The organism is Lysinibacillus sphaericus (assembly GCF_005217585.1).
Lineage (GTDB): Bacteria > Bacillota > Bacilli > Bacillales_A > Planococcaceae > Lysinibacillus > Lysinibacillus sphaericus.
Window position 1 is genome coordinate 455,142 of the sequence record NZ_SZPT01000001.1, and the last position, 21,836, is coordinate 476,977.

25 protein-coding genes and 1 pseudogene are annotated in these 21,836 nt (G+C 35.0%); 22 read left to right on the forward strand and 4 right to left on the reverse strand.

What is annotated here, in order from left to right; translation table 11 throughout:
- Window positions 1-22: 22 nt before the first annotated feature.
- From lepA to FC748_RS02200, 3 genes are all read left to right on the forward strand, one after another.
- Window positions 23-1,849, forward strand: coding sequence for a translation elongation factor 4 (lepA, locus tag FC748_RS02190; protein ID WP_103976185.1), 1,827 nt, complete (start codon window positions 23-25; stop codon window positions 1,847-1,849).
- Window positions 1,850-2,161: 312 nt separating this feature from the next.
- The gene (locus tag FC748_RS02195; RefSeq protein ID WP_108029820.1) at window positions 2,162-2,569 is read left to right on the forward strand and encodes a hypothetical protein; all 408 of its coding nucleotides are present in this window, start codon (window positions 2,162-2,164) and stop codon (window positions 2,567-2,569) included.
- Between the two features lie 21 nt (window positions 2,570-2,590).
- The gene (locus FC748_RS02200; RefSeq protein ID WP_025220057.1) at window positions 2,591-2,779 is read left to right on the forward strand and encodes a hypothetical protein; all 189 of its coding nucleotides are present in this window, start codon (window positions 2,591-2,593) and stop codon (window positions 2,777-2,779) included.
- A gap of 409 nt (window positions 2,780-3,188) precedes the next feature.
- On the opposite strand, the gene FC748_RS02205 is transcribed toward FC748_RS02200, so the two are convergent.
- Window positions 3,189-3,773: a hypothetical protein gene (locus FC748_RS02205; protein WP_108029818.1), complete on the reverse strand. Its 585-nt coding sequence runs from the start codon at window positions 3,771-3,773 to the stop codon at window positions 3,189-3,191.
- Between the two features lie 667 nt (window positions 3,774-4,440).
- Here FC748_RS02205 and FC748_RS02210 point away from each other — a divergent pair.
- Complete coding sequence (locus FC748_RS02210) at window positions 4,441-5,187, forward strand: hypothetical protein (protein ID WP_108029817.1); 747 nt, start codon at window positions 4,441-4,443, stop codon at window positions 5,185-5,187.
- A 458-nt stretch (window positions 5,188-5,645) separates the two neighbouring features.
- Here FC748_RS02210 and FC748_RS02215 read toward each other — a convergent pair whose 3' ends face one another.
- Complete coding sequence (locus FC748_RS02215) at window positions 5,646-6,272, reverse strand: nitroreductase family protein (protein ID WP_108029816.1); 627 nt, start codon at window positions 6,270-6,272, stop codon at window positions 5,646-5,648.
- A gap of 129 nt (window positions 6,273-6,401) precedes the next feature.
- On the opposite strand from FC748_RS02215, the gene FC748_RS02220 reads away from it, so the two are divergent.
- Together FC748_RS02220 and FC748_RS02225 are read left to right on the forward strand one after the other, a co-directional pair.
- Complete coding sequence (locus tag FC748_RS02220) at window positions 6,402-6,773, forward strand: winged helix-turn-helix transcriptional regulator (RefSeq protein ID WP_108029815.1); 372 nt, start codon at window positions 6,402-6,404, stop codon at window positions 6,771-6,773.
- 160 nt (window positions 6,774-6,933) lie between these two features.
- Window positions 6,934-7,662, forward strand: coding sequence for a coiled-coil domain-containing protein (locus FC748_RS02225; RefSeq protein ID WP_024363070.1), 729 nt, complete (start codon window positions 6,934-6,936; stop codon window positions 7,660-7,662).
- A 167-nt stretch (window positions 7,663-7,829) separates the two neighbouring features.
- Here FC748_RS02225 and FC748_RS02230 read toward each other — a convergent pair whose 3' ends face one another.
- On the reverse strand, window positions 7,830-8,453 hold the full coding sequence (locus tag FC748_RS02230; RefSeq protein ID WP_024363069.1) for a hypothetical protein: 624 nt from the start codon (window positions 8,451-8,453) through the stop codon (window positions 7,830-7,832).
- A gap of 228 nt (window positions 8,454-8,681) precedes the next feature.
- Here FC748_RS02230 and FC748_RS02235 point away from each other — a divergent pair, with 228 nt between their 5' ends.
- The 9 genes and pseudogenes from FC748_RS02235 to FC748_RS02280 all read left to right on the forward strand — a co-directional run bounded on the left by FC748_RS02235 (window position 8,682) and on the right by FC748_RS02280 (window position 14,249).
- Complete coding sequence (locus FC748_RS02235; RefSeq protein WP_024363068.1) at window positions 8,682-9,215, forward strand: DUF6143 family protein; 534 nt, start codon at window positions 8,682-8,684, stop codon at window positions 9,213-9,215.
- 278 nt (window positions 9,216-9,493) lie between these two features.
- A pseudogene (locus tag FC748_RS02240) lies at window positions 9,494-10,128 on the forward strand (DUF2306 domain-containing protein).
- A gap of 388 nt (window positions 10,129-10,516) precedes the next feature.
- Window positions 10,517-11,011 carry a S8 family serine peptidase gene (locus tag FC748_RS02245; RefSeq protein ID WP_274519742.1) on the forward strand — a complete coding sequence of 165 codons (495 nt, stop codon included), beginning with the start codon at window positions 10,517-10,519 and terminating at the stop codon, window positions 11,009-11,011.
- A 218-nt stretch (window positions 11,012-11,229) separates the two neighbouring features.
- On the forward strand, window positions 11,230-11,439 hold the full coding sequence (locus tag FC748_RS02255) for a hypothetical protein (RefSeq protein ID WP_108029813.1): 210 nt from the start codon (window positions 11,230-11,232) through the stop codon (window positions 11,437-11,439).
- Window positions 11,440-11,596: 157 nt separating this feature from the next.
- On the forward strand, window positions 11,597-12,250 hold the full coding sequence (locus FC748_RS02260; RefSeq protein ID WP_108029812.1) for an SMI1/KNR4 family protein: 654 nt from the start codon (window positions 11,597-11,599) through the stop codon (window positions 12,248-12,250).
- Between the two features lie 60 nt (window positions 12,251-12,310).
- Entirely contained in the window at window positions 12,311-12,799 is a 489-nt protein-coding gene (locus FC748_RS02265) for a tetratricopeptide repeat protein (RefSeq protein ID WP_025220045.1), read from the forward strand.
- Window positions 12,800-12,811: 12 nt separating this feature from the next.
- Window positions 12,812-13,015 carry a hypothetical protein gene (locus FC748_RS02270; protein WP_025220044.1) on the forward strand — a complete coding sequence of 68 codons (204 nt, stop codon included), beginning with the start codon at window positions 12,812-12,814 and terminating at the stop codon, window positions 13,013-13,015.
- An 85-nt stretch (window positions 13,016-13,100) separates the two neighbouring features.
- The gene (locus FC748_RS02275) at window positions 13,101-13,439 is read left to right on the forward strand and encodes a cupin domain-containing protein (protein ID WP_108029811.1); all 339 of its coding nucleotides are present in this window, start codon (window positions 13,101-13,103) and stop codon (window positions 13,437-13,439) included.
- 114 nt (window positions 13,440-13,553) lie between these two features.
- A complete protein-coding gene (locus tag FC748_RS02280) occupies window positions 13,554-14,249 on the forward strand; it encodes a toxoflavin lyase-like VOC family protein (protein WP_108029810.1) in 696 nt (231 codons plus the stop codon).
- Window positions 14,250-14,272: 23 nt separating this feature from the next.
- Here FC748_RS02280 and FC748_RS02285 read toward each other — a convergent pair whose 3' ends face one another.
- Entirely contained in the window at window positions 14,273-15,268 is a 996-nt protein-coding gene (locus FC748_RS02285) for a PLP-dependent cysteine synthase family protein (protein WP_108029809.1), read from the reverse strand.
- A gap of 261 nt (window positions 15,269-15,529) precedes the next feature.
- On the opposite strand from FC748_RS02285, the gene FC748_RS02290 reads away from it, so the two are divergent.
- From FC748_RS02290 to chrA, 7 genes are all read left to right on the forward strand, one after another.
- The gene (locus tag FC748_RS02290) at window positions 15,530-16,591 is read left to right on the forward strand and encodes a DUF1835 domain-containing protein (protein WP_238600138.1); all 1,062 of its coding nucleotides are present in this window, start codon (window positions 15,530-15,532) and stop codon (window positions 16,589-16,591) included.
- Between the two features lie 147 nt (window positions 16,592-16,738).
- Window positions 16,739-17,101: a DUF7310 family coiled-coil domain-containing protein gene (locus FC748_RS02295; protein ID WP_024363059.1), complete on the forward strand. Its 363-nt coding sequence runs from the start codon at window positions 16,739-16,741 to the stop codon at window positions 17,099-17,101.
- A 65-nt stretch (window positions 17,102-17,166) separates the two neighbouring features.
- Window positions 17,167-17,592 (forward strand): GatB/YqeY domain-containing protein, encoded by a 426-nt coding sequence (locus tag FC748_RS02300; RefSeq protein ID WP_108029808.1) that lies wholly within the window; start codon window positions 17,167-17,169, stop codon window positions 17,590-17,592.
- Between the two features lie 220 nt (window positions 17,593-17,812).
- Entirely contained in the window at window positions 17,813-18,382 is a 570-nt protein-coding gene (locus FC748_RS02305) for a TetR/AcrR family transcriptional regulator (RefSeq protein ID WP_108029807.1), read from the forward strand.
- An 86-nt stretch (window positions 18,383-18,468) separates the two neighbouring features.
- Window positions 18,469-19,401 (forward strand): SDR family NAD(P)-dependent oxidoreductase, encoded by a 933-nt coding sequence (locus FC748_RS02310; RefSeq protein WP_108029806.1) that lies wholly within the window; start codon window positions 18,469-18,471, stop codon window positions 19,399-19,401.
- A 193-nt stretch (window positions 19,402-19,594) separates the two neighbouring features.
- Entirely contained in the window at window positions 19,595-20,452 is an 858-nt protein-coding gene (locus FC748_RS02315; protein WP_238600137.1) for a DUF4179 domain-containing protein, read from the forward strand.
- Between the two features lie 89 nt (window positions 20,453-20,541).
- Complete coding sequence (gene chrA / locus FC748_RS02320) at window positions 20,542-21,711, forward strand: chromate efflux transporter (protein ID WP_238600136.1); 1,170 nt, start codon at window positions 20,542-20,544, stop codon at window positions 21,709-21,711.
- Window positions 21,712-21,836: the final 125 nt, after the last annotated feature.

Sequence of the window (21,836 nt, forward strand, 5' to 3'; positions counted from 1 at the left end):
AGTTTAATTAGGAGTGGAAGAGATGAACCGAGAAGCACGATTAAAAAGACAAGAGAACATACGAAATTTCTCTATTATTGCACATATTGACCACGGGAAATCAACGCTTGCTGACCGTATTTTAGAGCAAACGAAATCACTGACATCCCGTGAAATGAAAGCACAGCTACTCGACTCAATGGATTTAGAGCGTGAGCGAGGCATTACAATTAAGTTAAATGCAGTCCAATTAAAATATGAAGCCAAAGATGGCGAAGTGTATACGTTCCATTTAATCGACACACCAGGACACGTCGATTTCACATATGAGGTATCACGTAGTTTAGCTGCTTGTGAGGGCGCTATTTTAGTTGTGGATGCAGCACAAGGCATCGAAGCACAAACATTGGCTAACGTTTACTTAGCACTTGATAACGATTTAGAAATTTTGCCAGTTATCAATAAAATCGACTTACCAGCAGCAGATCCAGAACGTGTGCGTCAAGAAGTTGAAGACGTTATCGGTTTAGATGCTTCAGAAGCGGTATTAGCTTCCGCAAAGGCTGGTATCGGTATTGAAGATATTTTAGAACAAATTGTTGAAAAGGTTCCTGCACCAACAGGCGATCCAGATGCACCATTACAAGCACTTATTTTTGACTCTGTATATGATGCCTATAAAGGTGTTATTATTTCCATTCGAATTATGAATGGTACGGTTAAACCTGGCGATAAAATTCGTATGATGGCGACAGGTGCAGAATTTGATGTTATTGAAGTTGGCGTACATACTCCGAAAAGTGTGCCACAAAGTGAATTAACGGTTGGAGATGTTGGTTACTTAACAGCATCTATTAAAAATGTTGGTGATACGCGAGTGGGGGATACTGTTACATTTGCTAATCGTCCAGCAGCAGAGGCATTAGCAGGTTATCGCCGTTTAAATCCAATGGTATACTGTGGATTATATCCAATCGATACAGCTAAGTATAACGATTTACGTGATGCATTAGAAAAATTAGAGTTAAATGACTCTGCATTACAATATGAACCTGAAACATCACAAGCGCTTGGTTTTGGTTTCCGTTGCGGTTTCTTAGGGCTTCTTCATATGGAAATTATACAAGAACGTATTGAACGTGAATTTAACATTGATTTAATTACAACAGCACCATCGGTAATTTACGATGTTTATATGACAGATGGTACGTCCATTAAAGTCGACAATCCATCCTTTATGCCAGACCCACAAAAAATTGACCGTGTTGAAGAACCATATGTGAAAGCGACAATTATGGTACCGAATGATTATGTTGGTGCGGTAATGGAGCTTTGCCAATTGAAACGTGGTAATTTCATGACGATGGATTACATTGATACGTCACGTGTCAGCATTATTTATGAAATGCCATTATCTGAAATTGTCTACGACTTCTTCGATTATTTAAAATCAAATACCAAAGGCTATGCATCATTTGATTATGAGCTAATCGGTTATCAGCCGTCAAAACTAGTGAAGATGGATATCCTATTAAATGCCGAGCAAGTCGATGCACTAAGCTTTATCGTGCACCGTGACTTTGCTTACGAGCGTGGAAAAGTAATCGTAGAAAAACTTAAAGAATTAATTCCTCGTCAACAATTTGAAGTACCAATTCAAGCTGCAATTGGTCAAAAAATTGTCGCACGTTCGACAATTAAAGCGATGCGTAAAAACGTATTAGCAAAATGTTACGGTGGGGATATTTCTCGTAAACGTAAACTTCTTGATAAACAAAAAGAAGGTAAAAAGCGTATGAAACAAGTCGGTTCAGTCGAAGTGCCACAAGAAGCATTTATGGCTGTATTGAAAATGGATGATACGAAGTAACGTTGAAATAACAACGTTTATAGAGGTTGTTTATTAGTAATTTTATATCCTTTGGGTGGAGGATGCCACCGATTTGCCACCGTCATTAAAATGAGCCTTCCACAGATATTGTGGAGGGCTTTTATTATACAAAAAGGAAGGTGTCAGATAAAAATAGACACACTCTATACATCAATCAAAAAAGTGGCGTGAAGTTCTGATTGAAAATTAATATATAATAATGATAGGTATTAATATACCTCGGAGTAATTAACTCTTATAATCATTAATGTAAAATATTCGAATAATTTTTAATAAATTAGGAGTGTGGAAATGATTGATTATTTTGAAAGAATACTAAGATTTAAAGACATGGAAGTATGGGATGTTAAGTTTGGTAAAGATGTTTATCGATTATTTATAGTTGATGAAAATCGAGCGTCTGAAATAAAAGATTTAAACCTATCTCCTAATGATATTTTTTTTGAAGATGATTTAAGGGGGAATTTGATTACCGTTAGTGTTTATTCTAAGCATCCTGTCAAAAAAGAACATATAGAACCAATCGATCAATTTTCTAAACAACTTACAGACCATGTTGCATTAGCACACTGTGATGTAGTAGTTACATTTTATACAGGTATTGTTGAAAATATTTTTAAGACGTTATTACAGAAGAAATATAACTTAGACTTTGACAAAATTCCTTTACAAAAATTATTACATTTAAATCAAGACTAATGCAAAAAAGGAGCGATTATTTTGAAAAAGATAATAGCCACATTAATGATTTTGGTACTTACAATATCTATGCTTCCTTTATCTCCAAATAAAGTAAAAGCAGCAGAAATTGAAACAGAAAAAATGGATATTCCTCAAGAAGTATTGAATAGTTTACCAGAAGAGATTCAATCAATCTTGAGCGGTGAAAAGAATATGAGTTATATTTAGAGCTAATTGAAAAAGAAAAAATGAAGAATATACTAGTTCTCCTATAGAGATAACACCTTTGGCTTCAAATGTTAACTCTCAAAGTTGTGAATATGATTTAGGAAGTAATTACTGTTTCAGAATTGATAAACAGAATTCGTCAACTGGTAAACCATATCATATACATAGTTATAAAAAGAAAGTACATAAAGGTCTATAGCCCTGATGCGCAAAAATGGTCAGATAATATACCATTTATAAAAACTTTAGCTATCTCAGCAATTGTAGTAGCTCTAGTAGTTACACCTATACCAGGTGACGAGTATGTAGCTTGGGCATATTTTTTAAGAGCCATTGCGTAATATTTTAAAAAGAACCAGGCGCTCATTTTAATTGAGTACCTAGTTTTTCCGTTATTTACCTTTTTGTATTATTCTAACCCTAATTGAGTCTTGTTCATCAATTTACCACCTTGGAACATTAAAGAAGCATTTGCCCCTAAAGTCTTACCATTATAACTGTACATCACTACATCGCCAGATTCAGAAATAACTGCACCTTCACCACCAAGGATCTCAAATACTTGTTCTTTTGTCATGCCATTCTCTAATTTATTGAATTGGTCAATAGTGATTTCAATGTCAGATGATTCAACACCAAATTGAGCCTTATTAATTAGTTTGCCACCTTGGAAAATCATTTTAGAAGCAGCTAGGGCACCATCCGTCTCAAATTCATACATAACAGTATGATAAGGTTCACCAGCTGAATCGGTTTCAGACATAATTTTACCTTCACTACCAATAATTTTAACTACTTCTTCATATGGCATGCCATCTTTAATTTGTTTGAACTTTTCCTCAGTTAATTTTCCATCATCTTTAGAAACGGGTGCTACTGTTTCATGTTTAGAATCATTCGATGTTTCAGCAACCGATTTTTCCTCTTTTGCTGATTCGTCCTTTGTAGTTGTCTCTCCACAGCCTGCTGCTGCACTAAATACTATTTTTTTCATTTGTAAATTACTCCTTCTATATTTCCATTTTAGGAAAATAATTATAAAAAGTACAGATGAAAAAAACAGATAGCCGTATTTAGTTATCTATTTAGAATAATTTATTAATTGTTCGTTTTAAAGATGGTTTACGCTTTTTCTTAATCAATGGCTTTTTCATCTTAATAGGCTCAATTCCAGTTGCTTCATATACTGACTTTTTAGCTTGCTTCTTTAATTGTCGCTTCTTTTTGCTAATCAACTTTTAAACATGTTAGCCCTTCGCAGATTATTTATATCTTCGTACCTTCTTCTAACACAAAATGAGCTTCAAACTTAATCCCTAAAATATCAGCTACTTCTTATAATTCTTTTTCACTGAAATTATCACGTTTTTATTTTTGACAAATTTGATTGTAAAGTTCCCATTTTTTCAGCTAATTACGTGATGTTCAAAGTCTTTAGCAGCCATTACACAGCTTCAAAGTGCACCTGACTTCATTAAAGCTAGCTATTCAAAATAGCTATGGATATAAAAGTGAACTGGGTAGAATGGTAGATGGGAGAAATAATGTTTTGGAAAAATACTATACTTTTGTAGGGTTTTTAACAACCGTTGATAGAATATTAAGTTACTGGTATATAATACTAAGAAATTATGTTTTTATAACTGAGTAGGAGGAGAATAATGAAAAAATTATTTATTGTGTTACTAACAGCATTCGTATTTGCAGTAGTAAATCCAACGAAATCAGAAGCGAAAGTGATGCATGATGGAGCGGAAGTTGTAAAAGGGCAAACAGGGAAAATGACCTTTAAAAAAGACATTAAGGTATACAAGAAAAATTCAGAGGGTACGTTTGAATCTTTAGTGGTAAAGCGAAATAACTTCTTTAGAACGTATGATATTGAAAAATATGATAACAAAATATTCTATCAAATGGGGCAATACCGCGTACAAGCAACGGATTTGGTAGTTTTCAAAGAAGTACCAATAAAAATTCGTTCCTCTTTTTATAACGAACCAACTTATATTATTATTAATCGTGATGGTATTTATAGGGTCGGATCATACGGATTTAATTTCAGAAGTAGATGGGGTATTTCTTTCTTGGATACAAATAGTGGACAATTGCTGGAGTATTGCCAAAGCGATGATGGTAGTTGGATGGCGTGTTATCAGTATCCTGGTACAGACCTTAAAATCGCTGAGACTATACATAGTAAATCCGGAGAGCGTTTTGAGTTAACAAAAGATGCAGGTGGGAAAAGAACACCATTGGATGAAGCTAAATCTGAAACAATGTATGATAAGGGTAGTGTTTTTCAATCGCAAGGTACTGAAGTTAATGGTTATCTAGAAGTATTTAGTGAATCCGACTCAAAAAGTTCATGGCTTCCAGCGAATTTATTAAAGCCAGTTGGAGATAAGTGATAGATTAAGAATTATATAAAGCCCTCTTATTTTATTTGATAAGGGGGCTATTTTTTATGGTTGTGGACATGCGAATAGGCTGATTATCGATGTCTTGTGCTTAGCTGAATAATCCATAAAAGAACACTCTGTGATGGGTGGTCATTTTGTTATTTCCCCCATCATATCCCCACCAATGATAATAAATAAGCGAAGAAAAAAAACCGACAAACCCTTTTACAGCAAAGGTTTATCGGTTGGAAAAGGATACGAATAGATACATCCTGAATACAACGTTTCTATAGGAAGCATTTATGACTGTGCTGAAGATGGACGATACGAAGTAATTCTGATTTATCAATAGAGGTTGTAAACAAGAACCATGTAAAAGCTCAGGTACTCAATTAATTTTGAGCCTGAGCTTTTTTCCATGAAAAACATATTGTTTTGCCTTTTGTTAATCAGAGACTATCAAAACATTAACTGATTTCGTTTCTATAAATGATCTTATTTACATCGTGTCTTACTGTTTTATGACCGGCTTTCGTACCTTTCCCAACAGCTATGAGCATTACATCTAAATACCTGTCAGAAATATGCAAGATGTCTTTTAATTTTTTAGAATCATAGCCTGACATAGTAATCGTGTCAAAACCCGCTTCGTTTGCTAATAAAATAAATGACATGGACGCAAGACTTACATCTCTAGTTAATTCAAGCTTTAAATCTTCCTTGGATTGGTGTTTGTAATAATTGATTGCAGCATCCGCTAGATAATCCCTTAGTGATTCATCGTAATACCCCGCTTGGAAGCCTTCCTCATGTATGTCGATAATATTCTTTTTGTCAAATGCCTGATAATCACCCAACATGACAATTAAAGTTGAAGCTTCTATTACTTGTTGCTGATGAAATGCTATAGGTAGTATTAAATTTCTTAAGTCTGGATTATCAATAATTAAGTATCGTGTTGCTTGGATATTATTTCCATTAGGTGACTTGCTTGCACTTTCAACTAATGAACTTATTTGTTCTGAACTTATTTTATAACTTGCATCATAATGTCTAACTGAACGTCTTTTTTCCAAAATATTTTTTACACTCATGCTATCAGCTCCGAAATTTTTATTGTCTTGCAGCTTTAATTATAGTAAGCAATAATATAGAAGAAAATAACGCACTTTAAAGTGGTATAGCCACTTAAAGGTGCCTATTTAGCGTTAGGAGGAAACTAGATGGTGAACTATAATACGGGAATTAATATTTTTATGAATATAGCAGGTGGTAAATGGAAATGTTTAATTCTTTTTTTCTTAAGTCAAAAATCAGTAAGAACAAAAGAGTTTTATGAGTTAATACCTGGCATTACACAAAAAGTTTTAACAGATCAATTGAAACAGTTAGAAAGAGATGGCCTTGTACGAAGAGAAATATTTAAAGAAGTACCACCAAAAGTAGAATATAGCTTAACGGATTTAGGCAAATCTTTTGTACCAGTATTAAACACAATGTGTGAATGGGGAAATACATATGCAGCTATAAAAGGTCTAGATAAAGATCAACAAATTGATTGTGATTTGTTCCGCGGTGCTCAAAATAACGTGTAATGGCAACTCGTCTTGCTTCTACAGGTACTGTAAATAATGAATCAAACATTTATTTACAAAGTGAGTAGCTGTTTTTTCTAGATTGAGGCAATATTAGGTTTAACTAGATTTCATTAAAAATGCCCAAAAATTGTCGATATAGATTATGAGGTGGTAAAATATGAAAATAACGCATGATAGTAATTCTACGAACTTCATTAAAGTGTCAAATGTATCTTCCAATAGACCTAAAACGATTCAGCAAAATGCTCTAATTCGTAAAGATACATTAACAATAGGGCAACAAGCACGAAATTTGTTTAAAGGTCAGCAAGCTAAAACGAGTCTGATTGAAAGTTTAATGAAGCAACGTGAGAGCGTTCAACAAATGAAAAGTGATTTAAGCGAACGGACGTTAGAAAACGGAGGCGACTTATCGTCTATTAAAGAACAGCTAAAGGATTTTGAAAAACAAATAGCTGAAATTGATGCCCAAATAGCTGAACAGCAGATGGAAGAGCAAAAGAAAGCGACAAACCAAAAGGATCAAGAAATAAAGAAAGAACAACCTGCCAATTCACTGGAGGATATTTTGGGCAAATCTGTTTCACTAGAACAAATGGAAACATTAGAATTGTCGAGAAATTCATTAGGACGCGAACAAAATCGTCTTGCGAGTGAAGTAGCGTTAGATGCTAGCCGGGGTACTTTTATTGATAAAAAATATGAAAAACTCTCAGATTTAGAGGATCGGATTCAAACTGTGCAAGAAAAAGTAGCCGATCACCTTCAAAATGCTGAAGATAAAGATTTACATAAAGAAGCATCTTTAACTACTCTTATTGATGAGCTTAAAGAATCTAAAACCAAACAACAACAGGATAAACTGACAGCGGAAGAAGGCAGTTAAAGTAACTAGCCATCACCATATTGAGCAAATTTGACAGATTAACTGTTATTGTGAAGATTGAAAAAAGCCCAGTTCTCAAAATTATGAGACTGGGCTTTTGGGCGCGATCTAATTATTATGGACATGGCAAAAGGATCGTAGCCATATGCATGGTAGCAAAATAGCTATTAATCACATGTGTATTTATATTCAGGGTTTGTTTGAATAAAATAGCCACTTCGTACTTGCCCTGCCCAGTTTTGTAATGCTTCTTTCCAAGCTATACTATCAAAAAATTCATCTACAGTTGTCGTTTCAGAAAACCATATTAATGGGGTATAAGGGGCAAGTGGACCTGCATCTCCCCAGATACCACCTGCTTTGATTGTACTTTGTTTTACAAGAAGTAAAGGAAGTCCGCGTTGTAGAGACATGGATGGTTCTATTTGTAAGAAAGGCGAATAAGGTTCAAGTTGATCCGTTCGCCGAGTTGGTTTTAATAGAGCCGCAGCTGTTCCATAACTAGAGTTTACTATTGTCCGGACATTCTCTATTGTAGTATTGGGATATTGGTCTGTATTCGGAATGGTTCTTGGGAAAAGAAGCACCTGTTTAATTTCGTTAAACATCCGAATAATAAATCGTTGCTCATTAGATAGTGGTGGTTGTGCTGATCCTAAAGTAAAAAGGTTTTGATGGCTAAAAAAAACAGGAATGCGGAAAAATGCACCTGCTGCATCATTTAAATCTTCCACAGCTTTATAAAATTGATTGATTTCAGTGTTCGTATTTCTAGTTTTATTCTCACTCAAGTTTTATCACCTCCTTACGCTAACTTATTCAAAAGTTAGAAGAAAAGGCTGTGTTTACATACAATATAGCTATTCATTTTATATCTTGTAAATTATCACCTATATATTGCGAGTGAAAAATCATGAAATGTAGTTACTAGAGAAATAAATTAGGTTGCATTAGTTTAATTTTCGAATACACATTTTTATCCTCTCTACATACAGTGTAAAAAGGAGTGGTGTGTATTTATGAAAAATCATGACCGTTTTATTAAAGCTGTTAATATTCCTAATCCATTGTATCAATCCATACAAGGACGATATTTTGTTGGTCAAACGGAACCGATTTGTTTAGGGAAAGGGAAGAATGCCTGGGGAAGCTTGAGTAATCCGCATTATTCAAATGTAGATTTATATGTAAATGCGTTTACCATTACAAATCATTCGAATCAACCGTTTGTTGCTGAAATTTGGTTTAATGCAATACCTCCTGGAAATGCGATGATTTCTAAAAACGTAACATCTGCAAATCAAGCCATTTCGCCACTTCCAAAGCCCGAAGTGAAAATTGAGTTTGCTGAACTTGTAAGTGGATTTCCAAAACAAGGCGTAAATGTATTTAAACGAATTGTACCACCACAAAGTACATTGGTAAGTGATGAAGATGGAAAATTTATTTTTCCATCAGGAGAGTCATTTGTTATTTTTTTAGTTTCACCCAATGATGAATATATCGAGGCAGAAGTGGCATTTGGCTGGTTTGAAAAAAAGATTAAGAAATAAATATATCTCCGCCAAAGAAGATTCGCTTATGTACATTTGTATTGGGTAATGCCAGCAGACATCGTTAATTGTTGACTATATTATATGTATTGAATATTTTTTATGGGGAGATTACTTTATTTTACAATAGCTAAATGCAATGATAGTCACAATTTAAAACCTCTTATACACATTAAGTTACCACTTACTGTATGAATTACAAATCTTCTAAAATGGCGTGTTACATTAAGAATGTAGCACGATATATTTTGATAAATCATTTTTTAGGGGACTGTAAAATGAAAAAAATTACGTTAATATTTAGCTGCTTAGCTATTGGAATAGCTGGATACTCCATAGTTCAATATTTAATAATGGATGCCATCAGGCAGGCTTTGTTCGCATGAAACTGATGTTTATGGATACATTGGATTCGCTTTGGTATACCTTGCTTTATATCCATATTGTATTTAGTATAGTGGCTTTAGTAATAGGACCCTTTACGCTATCTTCAAAGTTTAGAGAAAAAAATAGGAAGTGTCATCGTATAGCAGGGAAGGTCTATGTGATAGGCATTTTATTCGGCAGTATTGCAGGTCTTTATTTAGCGTTTTATGCTACAGGCGGATTTGTGTCACAGCTCGGTTTTAGTTTGTTAGCTATTTTCTGGATCATTACCGGCTATCAAGCGGTTACGAACATTAAAAAACATAATGTTTATGAACACCAAAAATGGATGATACGCAATTATTCATTAACTTTTGCTGCAGTGACTTTAAGAATCTGGCTACCATTATTTACTGCATTATTTGGATTCGAAAATTTTATGATTAGTTATCCTATTATTTCGTGGTTATGTTGGGTGCCAAATCTTATAGTTGCGCAGTGGATTATTGGGCGGACACTTCAAGAAAGAAGCACAATAGTTATATAGGTTAGGATAAATGCCACTCGATTTAGGGTGGTTTTTATTGTCTATTCGTATCAAAAAGGCTGCCAAATTGGGAGGGTAGAATTTAAAAAAGAAAAATAAAAGCCATCGGAAAGATGATATTTTTTTATGTAATCCTAAAATTATTATTAAAAAAATGTCTAAATTTTCTTAAAAAATAAAGTAATTTGACTATTGTGTGAGAATCATTATCAATGATAAATTATTGTTAACTCGGGGATAGTTTAGCTATAGTTATACGCTGTTGATATTATATAATATTACTTTTCAAATTGACATCACAAATGAAGTTTTAGGTTTTACATTTAATTAATAGGGTGAAGTTATACTGACTAGAGGTATCGTAATTGATTCAGTTGCACCTACAATTATCAAGAATGCAATTGAATTGGCTGTCCAAAAAGATGCTTCTATTATTAATTTAAGTATGGCTAGCCATTTTGAAGATAAAGATATTACGGAAACGATAAAATTAGCAGTAAATAAAGGTGTTACAGTAGTAGCTTCCTCAGGAGATTATGGAAATACTGAATTGATGTATCCTGCAATTTTAGATGAAGTTATTTCAGTTGGGGCGATAGATACTTCAGGAAATGTACTTGATTTAACAAGCGGTTCGCAACAAACAACGATTAACGCACCTGGTCACGAGATATCAACAATCCATTCCGATGGGACTATAATTAAAACTACTGGTACATCGCAGGCAACAGCCTTAATATCAGGCTATATTGCACTATTAAAAGATTATGCCTTTTCGAAAAATGTAGCGTTAACTGATGATACGATTATATCGTTATTAAAGTCTATTAATAATGAAGAATTAACGTATTTACAAGCATTGATGAAAATCAGTACTTGGTAAGGGGGCTAGTTATATGGAAATAAGACCATATTATTTAGCAATAATAGCAGCCGTGATAAGTTGTAGTGCATCATATTTATCAATATCTTCAGATGCCAAATCTACCATTAACTTTTTTATGGCTATTTTAATAATTATTTCCATTTATTTGAGTTATAAAGAATACAAAAAGTCGAAAAGAGAGTCGTGATCTTAATAGATTAATAGGATGTTGATATATGGAAATAAGAGATTGGTTTAGTATACCAATGATATTAAGTCAAATTGTTATTTGGATTTTATGGATTCTATTACAACTTGCTTTAGAAGCCAATGTAATGTGGATAGTTTTTTATCCATTTAATTTTCTTTTTGTTACAAATGTAATTATTGGCGTCGTCTTCAAATTAAAAAGTGTAAAAAGACAACGTGTTAATATACGGGTATAAGATGACCAAGTAAGCAAACGATGTGACCTTGGTCATTTTTTATTGTGCAACGAATCCTGAAATAATGGAAAAATATAACTGACGAAATACCGTATGTGTATTATGATAAAAGAATAAGAAAGTAACACATTTTGGTTGTAGGAGAGAGGGGATTGCCATGGATTATCGTATATTTGAGCAGAGAGTTCAGAATATAGTGGAGCGAATAGTTGCGATTGGTGGAGAAGTATCAACAGTAGATATTGGTGCCCCTGCGACGCTACAACAAATTGCGCACTGTGAGAACCAATTAGGTTTCCAAATTCCTGAAAGTTTTAAAAAAGTGCTTGTGGAGTTTTCATCAGCATTTTACTTCCGTTGGGGTTTTCTAGATGATTACCAATTGGAGGGTGAACTGGACGGAATCTTTAGCGGAATGCTTCACTGGGATTTAGAATTATTGAACGAGATAAATAATTCTAAAAATGCGTGGATTAAGGAAGTTTTTTCAAATCCACAACATGACTACGATAAAGTATGGCATCAAACATTTGCTTTTTACGAGGTCGGCAATGGAGACTACATTGCATTTGATGTCGTTGATAACAATGCTGATGCTTCTATTGTTTATTTAAGTCATGATGATGGGGAAGGACATGGCTATAAATTAGCGGACAACTTTATTGATTTTCTGGAAAAATGGTCTAGGTTAGCATTTGTTGGTGGTGAAGATTGGCAGTGGCTAGCATTTACATCGAATGCTAGAAGTGGTCTTTTACCAGACAGTCAAAATGCAAAACGATTTAGAAGTTTAATGAAATTAACAATTTAATTTGGGATGCATGACGGGGCTTAAGAAAAGTGTCATATTGTTTAAAAGGAGCTAATAACATTGTACGAACAACAACTTGCAAGGGCAATCCAATTACGTAATGAGGAAAAGAAGAAAGAATCAAATCACTTGTTGTTAAAAATGGTAGAACAATACCCGAATGATGCGTTTGTGAACTATCAATGTGCTTGGAGCTTTGATGTTTTAGGAGAAGAGTCTCAAGCGGTACCATACTATGAAAAAGCAATTCAGCAAGGGCTATCAGGCAAAGAGTTAGAGGGTGCGTTTATAGGGCTTGGTAGTACATATAGAACGTTAGGACAGTATAAAAAAGCACAATCGACGTTTTTAAAAGGAATTGACTTATTTCCGACTAATAAAGCATTACAAGTCTTTTATGCCATGACTTTATATAATCTAGACGAGCATAGTAAGGCGATGGAGCTTTTACTAGAATGCTTGCTACATACGACAAGAGATGCGGAAATACTTAGTTATAAAAATGCGATTCATTTTTATGCACATCAATTAGATAAAGTATGGCAATAAAGGGGGAATAATGTGACGAAGTTTTATATGATGGCTATTACCAAAAAAACAGATGACCAAGAATATGAAGAAGCAGAAAAAGTTTTTGTTAAAAAATCGCAATTAAAAAAGTATTTGAAGAGTGAAGGGTACTGCAAGGAAACCAAGTATCAGTACATTAAAATACAAAAAGAATCGATGTATGTTGCCACTGTTGAAAAAATAAAAGTACAATAGCAGTCCAAATTCACGCAAACGAGAATGGCTGATTCTAAAAGGGAAATTAGAATAGATGGCCTATTTGAACAGGGAGTTGTTTTAGTTGAAAATTAGTAAAGAACATGCGGAGCATTACATTTGGGGTAAACAATGTGATGGCTGGCATTTAGTTAAAAATAATGAATTAAGTATTATTCATGAACGGATGCCTGCCAATACAACGGAAGTTTGTCATTACCACCATCAAGCACAACAATTCTTTTTCGTGCTATCAGGTATAGCAACAATGGAAATAGGCGAAGATCGGATTATATTATTGCCTCATGAAGGGGTTGAAGTACCACCATTTCAACCACACCAAATGCGCAATGATTCACAGGAGGATGTGGAATTTTTAGTTGTTTCACAGCCAAATAGTAGCGGAGATCGTACGCCGATATAAGGTTATATAGGAACCTAAAGTATATTTTCTAAATTTTCATTCTTTTGCATGAGGAACATTCATCTGTTATTTAGTACAGTAAATGGTATCAGAAGCTAAGGGGATGAGTGATTTATGAAAATTTCTAAAATAAAACTTTATGCGTATGATTTACATAAAATGAGGGAATTTTACTGTACCTTATTAGGATTTGAATTATTAGATGAGGGGACCCATTTTTTTGACATAGCTGCTGGGGAGAGCAAAGTTCGATTCGAAAAAATAGAGGCTTCTGTTGCAAAGCAATATCATTTCGCCTTCAATATCCCTAGTAATTTATTTCAGTTAGCGAAAAAATGGGCAAAAGAGCGTGTAGACGTATTAAGTTTGGACGGAGTCGATGAAGTGTATTTTAAAACAATCGATGCCTATTCATGCTATTTTTATGATGCTGAGAACAATGTAGTAGAGTTGATAGCACGGCAGCAAATCAATCCGAGCGTTAATGCCGATACATTTTCTATTCAACATATACTGAATATAGCAGAAATAAATTTAACCACAGATGCGATTGCAGACCTCGTAGACCGTTTAAAGGAATATGATATAACACCATTAAAGGGAGAAGATATTCGCCCAGATGCGCTAACCTTTATGGGAAATTACGAAGAGAGTGCCCATCTATTAATTGGTCCAAGTGAACGTCTTTGGTATTTCTCTACGCGTAAAGCGATTATCAGCCCTATTCAAATAGAGGTAAATAAAGAGATTGTGATATCTATGACAGCTAAGGGCAATTTTGCTATTTCAGAACAAACGAAGGATAGATAACAAGGCTATCCTTCGTTTTATCGTTAAAATAAATCGGTAGATAAATAGCGCAATCCTGTATCTGGAAAGAGTACGACTATACGTTTTCCTTTGTTTTCGGGACGTTTAGCAAGCGTTGTTGCAACAAACAATGCCGCACCAGAGGATGTACCTACTAAAACACCATCTGTTTGCGCTACAGTGCGAGCAGCTTTATAGGCCTCATCTGTTTCTACTTCTAACACTTCATCAATCCGATCAAGATGAACATTAGACGGAACGCGCGCTTCATGTGCATCTGAAAAGCGATGCACACCTGTAATTTCAATAATATCAGGCTGTTCAACTGTAGCGATAGAATTAATAGCGGGTTCTACGCCTATAATTTGTATGGCTGGATTTTTGGATTTTAAATAAGCACCTACACCACTAATGGTGCCTCCTGTACCTATTGCAGCAACAAAAATATCAATTTGTCCTGCTGTGTCCTCCCAAATTTCTGGCCCAGTAGTGCGTTCGTGAATGTTAGGATTGGCTTCATTATCCAGTTGATTTAGAAAGACGACATTTTCATCCTTATCAACGACAGTTTCTCTAAATACTTTAATGGTTTCAACAAAATCGCCATCAGTTTCTTCAAATGCCGCTACCATCTCTGGTACATCGGAAAATGGCACAACCTCGGTTCCATATGCTTTCACAACCTTTGTTCGTTCTTCGCTTACACCATCTTGCATGTAGATACGTAACTTATAGCCCTTTGCTGCTGCGATAGCTGCAAGCCCAATACCAGTATTCCCACTTGTTGTTTCAATAATCGTTTTGTCCTTTGTTAAAACTCCACGTGCTTCAGCATCCTCAATCATCGCTTTAGCAATACGATCTTTTACACTATTCGCAGGATTAAAATATTCTAGCTTCGCAATAATTTCCGCTTCAAGTTGTAGTTCTTTCGTATACTGATTTAACGCTAATAGTGGTGTATGCCCTATTAAATCGATTATCGACTGCTTTATGGTATTGGCAATAATTTGACCCATATCATCATCCCCTTTGTTTTACCTACTTAACAAATTAGTTTTGTAGGAATTATTGGCATCTTAGCATGATAAATCCTTATGAGCAATACATTTTCTGATAGAAAGAATGGTTCGATTAATAGAAAAAAGTAATCAGTTTAGTTAAATTTAAAGTTTTAGTTGTTTTAAAGAGAAGTGGAGGGTAAGGTCAATTATTTGCGTTGTTGAACATTTTAGAAAAAACATGAATTGCGCTATGATAAGAGAAATGGGAATGCTGTTATGATAGTAACTGGAAAAATGAATGGTGGAGAGGATTTGAATGGAATGTTGGAAGATGTTAATCGATTAAAAGAAAGAATCAATCAACTAAGTGAAGCGGAAGCAAAGTCAATGCTTTTCATATCTCTATTAAATGGAAAGTCGAGAGAGGACATGCAGCAAATACTCCTACATATGACAGAAGATAAGGAACAAATGGATAAAGCGCAGACAATACATATTGTTTTTGGTGATTCGCCAGCAGGAAGTCTAAAAGCAGCATTTAGAACGTTAGAATATCAAAAGACAGAGGATATTATTGTTTGGCCAGATAATTTATCGATTGGGCCAGTAAAAGATATACATCAAGCTTCGGGAATAGAAGCGAGACTTGAATGGTTCAACAAGCGGTACAATATGGACGAGGATGAACGTAATCATTATCGACAATGTATGCAAACTGCAATAGAGAAAATAAACAATATTTTACCACATCAAAAAATCGTTATTTGGACATGCCAAAATGCACATGAACAAACAGGATTACGACTTGTACTAGCCATGCTAGAAGGCAAAGTGAATGCAGTGCGAGTCATTGATACGTACAAGGCTTTTCATGAAAAGGAGATGCATCCACAAATAGCGGATTATCCACGAACTTCAGGAGAATTGAATGAAGAAAACCTCCTGTATTTTTATGAACAGTTTGCTATGGATGAACTAAAAAATGAAGCAAGGGAAGCCTTAATGAAGGAAGGTAAAAGCTTATTAGCAGATAAAGTCCATCTGTTACGAACATGGACATGTGATGGGCTATTACATAGCCTACATGAAAATCGAGATGATGATTTTATTATTGAATGTGCCAAGCGGATGTATCAAGAAGAGGGTACCGTAACGTTTAAGAAAGCGGCACGTTTAATAGGTGAAGTATACGGACATATGCAACAATTTACAGGAGACGAGTGGATTGAGTATCGTTTACGAACGTTAATCAAGCAGGGGGTTTTTTCATATCAAGGAGATTTGAAGGCAATGCGATTTTATGAAGTGAAATTGCAAGACGAATTCTTGACAAATTGAAATTTTTGATGTTTTGACTTCATTAAAAAGCATAGATAGAATAGTGTAGTAGAGTTTGAATAACTCTAGTCGATTAGCAACATTTATCAGTGAACATAACGAGTGTATAAATAACGAATAGATAAATTTGAAGAAAGGAAGTCGATTATGAATCCTGAAATCAATCAAAATGCAATTCTTCAAGCTATTTTGGAGCTCTCTACACAAGTGCAGGGCGTGAAAACAGAGATTCAACAACAAATCAAAGCGCTAGACAAAAGACTAGATTCAGTTGAAACGAGACTAGATTCATTAGAAACAAGACTAGGGTCGGTTGAAACGAGACTAGATTCACTAGAAATAAGATTAGGATCGGTTGAAACAAGACTAAATTCGCTAGAAACGAAACTAGATTCAGTAGAACAAAATCTTAGTGCAAAAATAGATAAAGTAGATGCAAAGATGAACGTGTTAACACTTGACATATTAGAAACAAAGGCCGATGTGGAAATGTTGAAGAAAGCAAAATAATTTGTTTTGGTCGTCACAATGTGCAATAATCATTGACAATTAGCAATGATAGAGGAGTGAGTTGGATGTTAAAAATAGCAGTATTTGAACAACTAAAAACAGCAATGAAGGAAAAGGATGTCTTAGCAAAAGGTGTGCTAACACTAGTTAAATCAGCATTAGATTTAGCAGAGAAAGAAAAAGGTGAACCTCTAACTCAACCAGAGGAGATTGCCATTATTAATCGTGAAGTAAAACAAACGAATCAGGCATTAGAAGGCGCGCAAAATGCTGGCCGTGCAGATTTAATCGAAAAAGAAGAAGCAAAATTAGTGTTATTAAAAACCTTCCTTCCTAAGCAATTAAGCGAAGCGGAAATTGCTGAAAAATTACTAGCAGCAGGCGTTAGTAAAGGTATGAATATGGGTGAAGCGATGAAGATTGCAAAACCATTATTATCTGGTCAAGCAGAAGGTGCCGTTATATCTAAAGTAGTAAAAAGTTTAATTTAATAATAAATTGAAGGATCGCTGACGAAGTAGTGTTGGCATCCTTTATTTATTGTCTGTGCAGGATTGCACCATTTAATCACTGTCAGAAAATAGAGGTTTTGCTTAATACAATGTTTAGAAGAGGAACCGTAAAATGATTTCTATTAAAATTAAGGTTTGCCAAATAAATGAAAACATTCTATACTAATAATTAACCACTGGTCAGTTGAAGGAGGATTCCATGTCGCCACGTAAACCATCAGCACAAGAATTGACACTCAAGATGATTGTTGACGAAGCTCATAAACAGTTTATTGAAAAGGGTTTTCACCAAGTTTCCATGCGTAGTATCGCGAAAGAACTTGGATGTAGTCATGGAGCAATTTACTATCATTTTAAAAATAAAGCGGAATTATTTTATTGCATTATAGGTGAGTATTTTACTGAAATAAATCAAATGTTAGATGACATTGTAAATGGAACTGGAGAGTATCAAAACAAACTTTACGATGTCTTTGTTGGCTTTATGAAATTTGGATTAAACTATCAAAGCCAATATGAATTGATGTTTATGACGAAAGATCTTCATATCGATGGATTATCGCAAGAGGCTGCTAATCTTAGCTATGAAAAATTTGCGCAATCGGTTCAAGCTTTATCAGCAAAAACATTGTTCATTTCGGATATTCATTCAACATTTCTTGCATTACACGGTTTTGTTTCACATTATCACCATTATGTGATGAACTATGATGAAGCGCAAGAGGCGGTAGATGTCCATGCTAAATTTCTCGTTAAAGCATTGGCTTAAATAATGTTGCTCTAGATGTGAAAGTGAATCTAGAGTTTTCTTTTAACATCTATTGACCAGTGGTTAATTAAAAGGAGGAATAGATGATGAAAAAAGCATTAGTCATGGGTGCTTCAGGTGGAATAGGTTTTGCGATAGTGAGTGAATTAGCAGCTAGAGGCATACAAGTTGTGGCTTTCGCTAGGGGGAAAGAGAAGTTGCAAGCGCTTTTTGAAAGTTACTCGAATGTGTCGATTTTTCCTGGGGATGTCTTTAATGAAGAGCATGTAAGGAAGGCATCTGTTGGGATTGATGTTATGTTTCATGCAATTAGTTTCCCTTATCAAGAATGGGAAGAAACACATATTCAGTGTATCCATTCAATTATCAATGTCGCACAAACGCAACAAGCAAAGATTGCACTAGTGGACAATATCTACGCATATGGTAGGCAATCTTCTATTGTAACAGAGGAGGCAATTAAAGAACCTCATACGAAAAAGGGGAAGATACGATTAGCAATGGAAAATAAATTGAAGGCTAGTAGTGTGCCTTCATTAATCGTCCATATGCCTGATTTATATGGCCCCAATGCAGAAAATACAATTCTAAATGAAACATTAAAAAGTGTTATTAGTAATAAAAAGGCAAACTTCGTTGGGCATATGCAAGTGGCTAGAGAATTCCTCTATACAGTCGATGGAGCTAAAGCAATCGTTGAATTGGCATTGCGCTCAGACACATATAATCAGAATTGGAATGTGCCGGCTGTGCATCCTATTACAGGAGAACAATTATTGGAGATAATTCGAGATATTACGGGTTATAAAAAGAAAGTACGAACGGTTTCCAACGCAATGATTGGTATTTTAGCAATCTTTTCTCCGTTTATGAAGGAAATGAAGGAGATGATGTATTTAACAGAGGAGCCTGTTATTTTGAGCGGGGCAAAGTATGAAAGCTTGATTGGCACGTTGCCACAGACTAGTTATCAGGAAGGCTTACAACAAACGTTGCTATGGTTGAAGAAGAGGGGATAAAATCAGTTTTCCTAAAGTATAACAATTCACTTCGGTTTCTGCGGGTACAAAGTAGTTCACAGAAATCTACGTGGATTTTTATTAAATTGTGTAAGTGACTGGCACTTATTTAGTTATATAATGCCTAGCTCGTTATTACAATGAATCATAGGGAAGTACTCGTTGATAGATTAAAGGGATTGGGGGTGTTTGTTTGTCAATTGAATCGCATGTGCATGAAGTGTATCCCGAAAAAAAAGGAAAACGTAAATGGGTAATCATTGTAGTAAGTATTTTATTTGTTGCCGGTTTATTAATGGTAGGTAGCCGCGTTGTCTCTTCTATTTTTAATGATAATCAGTCGGATTTTGCAGCTTATAAAACACTTGTTGGTCAATCAACAGAAAATGATTTTGGGAGATTGACTTTAAACGAGGTGATGGTTGATGATAATCAACTATTGTTAAATGCAACTTTTGAACCGGCGAAAGATGTAAATTTCGACTATCAAATTTTTTTCTTTCCGCAAGTACTCGTGAACGGTCAAAATTATACCGTTCGAAATGGTGGTCAGACCATTGCCCAATCAGAAAATACTTATACAATATATAGCAGTGTTAAAATGCGTGATTTACCTCAAGATGAACTGTTGCAGCTGAATATCCTCTATAACGATTGGAATTGGGAAAAGCCCATTCCTGAGCCTTGGGCATTTAAGGTAGAAGCATCTCAAAAGCAACTGCAAGCGGATCGAAAAGTAATTGCGGTTAATAAAACCATTAAGCTTAGTGATGGTCAGGAAATTAAGGTAGAAAAAGTTGTATCTACACCGATTTCAACTACAGTATACGTTGAGACACAAGAAACTACAAATGAATCGTTAAATTTTAATATTGTATCGCAATCAGGCAAAACATGGCGTCAAGATTCTTCTTATACATTAAATGAAGAACATACAAAGTGGGGGATTCGCTTCGATGCACGCTATCTAACAGATAAGACATATAAACTGATTCCTGTTACTGCAAGTGATGTTAAAAGTGGCCCAGCTATCAAAATACGCGAGAAATGAATATTCGATGCTTTAAGTAAATTTTACAATATCTTAATCTATTATAAGATATTCTCCGTGTAATATGATTGTATATCACATGGAAAGTAGTGAACAGTTTGCCAAAGTTGTTAGAGATTTTTCTTATTTCCTTTAAATTAGGCTGTACGTCTTTTGGGGGTCCAACAGCGCATTTAGGTTTTTTTCAAATTGAATACGTGCAAAAAAGAAAATGGTTATCAGATAAAGAGTACAGTAACTTAGTGGCACTTAGTCAATTTCTCCCTGGGCCTGCATCCAGTCAGGTAGGAATGGGCATTGGTTTACTACGTGGTGGACTGTTGGGAAGCTTAGCCTCCTTTCTTGGGTTTACGTTACCATCTGTATTACTATTAACTCTATTTGCCTATTTTTACTCGCATCTAGAGATAGATATGGGATGGATTCAAGGCTTGAAATTGGTTGCTGTTGCCATCGTGGCACAAGCCATTTGGGATATGTCCAAAAAGTTAATTCCTAGCGTAGTGCACTTGATAATAGCAATTTTGGCGCTTTTAACGCTCCAATTTTGGGGAAATCCATTTGCACAAGTTACTGTCATCGCATTGGCAGCTTCAATAGGTGCACGGCTGTTTAAGCAAACGAACGGTGTAGATGATACCGCGCAAAAAAACTTACCTATATCTAAAACAACAGGTGGTTTACTTTTAGCATTATTTGCTATGTTAATGATTGCATTACCAATAGCTAATTCATTTGTAAAAGATGACTTATTAACAATTATAGAAAAATGTTATCTAGCAGGTGCCCTCGTATTTGGTGGCGGCCATGTAGTATTACCGTTACTCGAAACGCAGTTTGTGCAAAGTGGGTTAATGAGCGCATCTGACTTTATAGCAGGCTATGGTCTTACACAGGCAGTTCCAGGTCCATTGTTCACATTTGCTTCTTATATTGGGATGGTCATTGCTGGCGTGCCAGGAGCAGTGGTTGCAACGATTGCAATTTTCCTACCTGCATTTCTTTTAATTGTTGGGGCAATGCCTTTTTGGCTCACTATGAGCAGGCATGTGGCTTTAAAAGGTGCAATGGCTGGTGCTAATGCTGCGGTTGTTGGGATTTTAGCTAGTGCTTTTATCCATCCAATTGTGACCCAAACAATTCTAAGTGGATTAGATATTCTTTTAGCGGCTATATTTTTGTTGCTATCCTTGCGCTGGGCAGTCCCGCCTTATATACTGGTCGTGCTTGGCATAATAGTGGGATTGCTATGTTATTAAGAGCAAACATAAAAAAATCAAAACTACTCATGATGATGGTAGTTTTGATTTTTTTTTTAGATAAAGTGTTCCTTATTGTAGAAGCAAATGAAACTTTTCCATTCCAAAGGTAGGTTCCGCGAGCG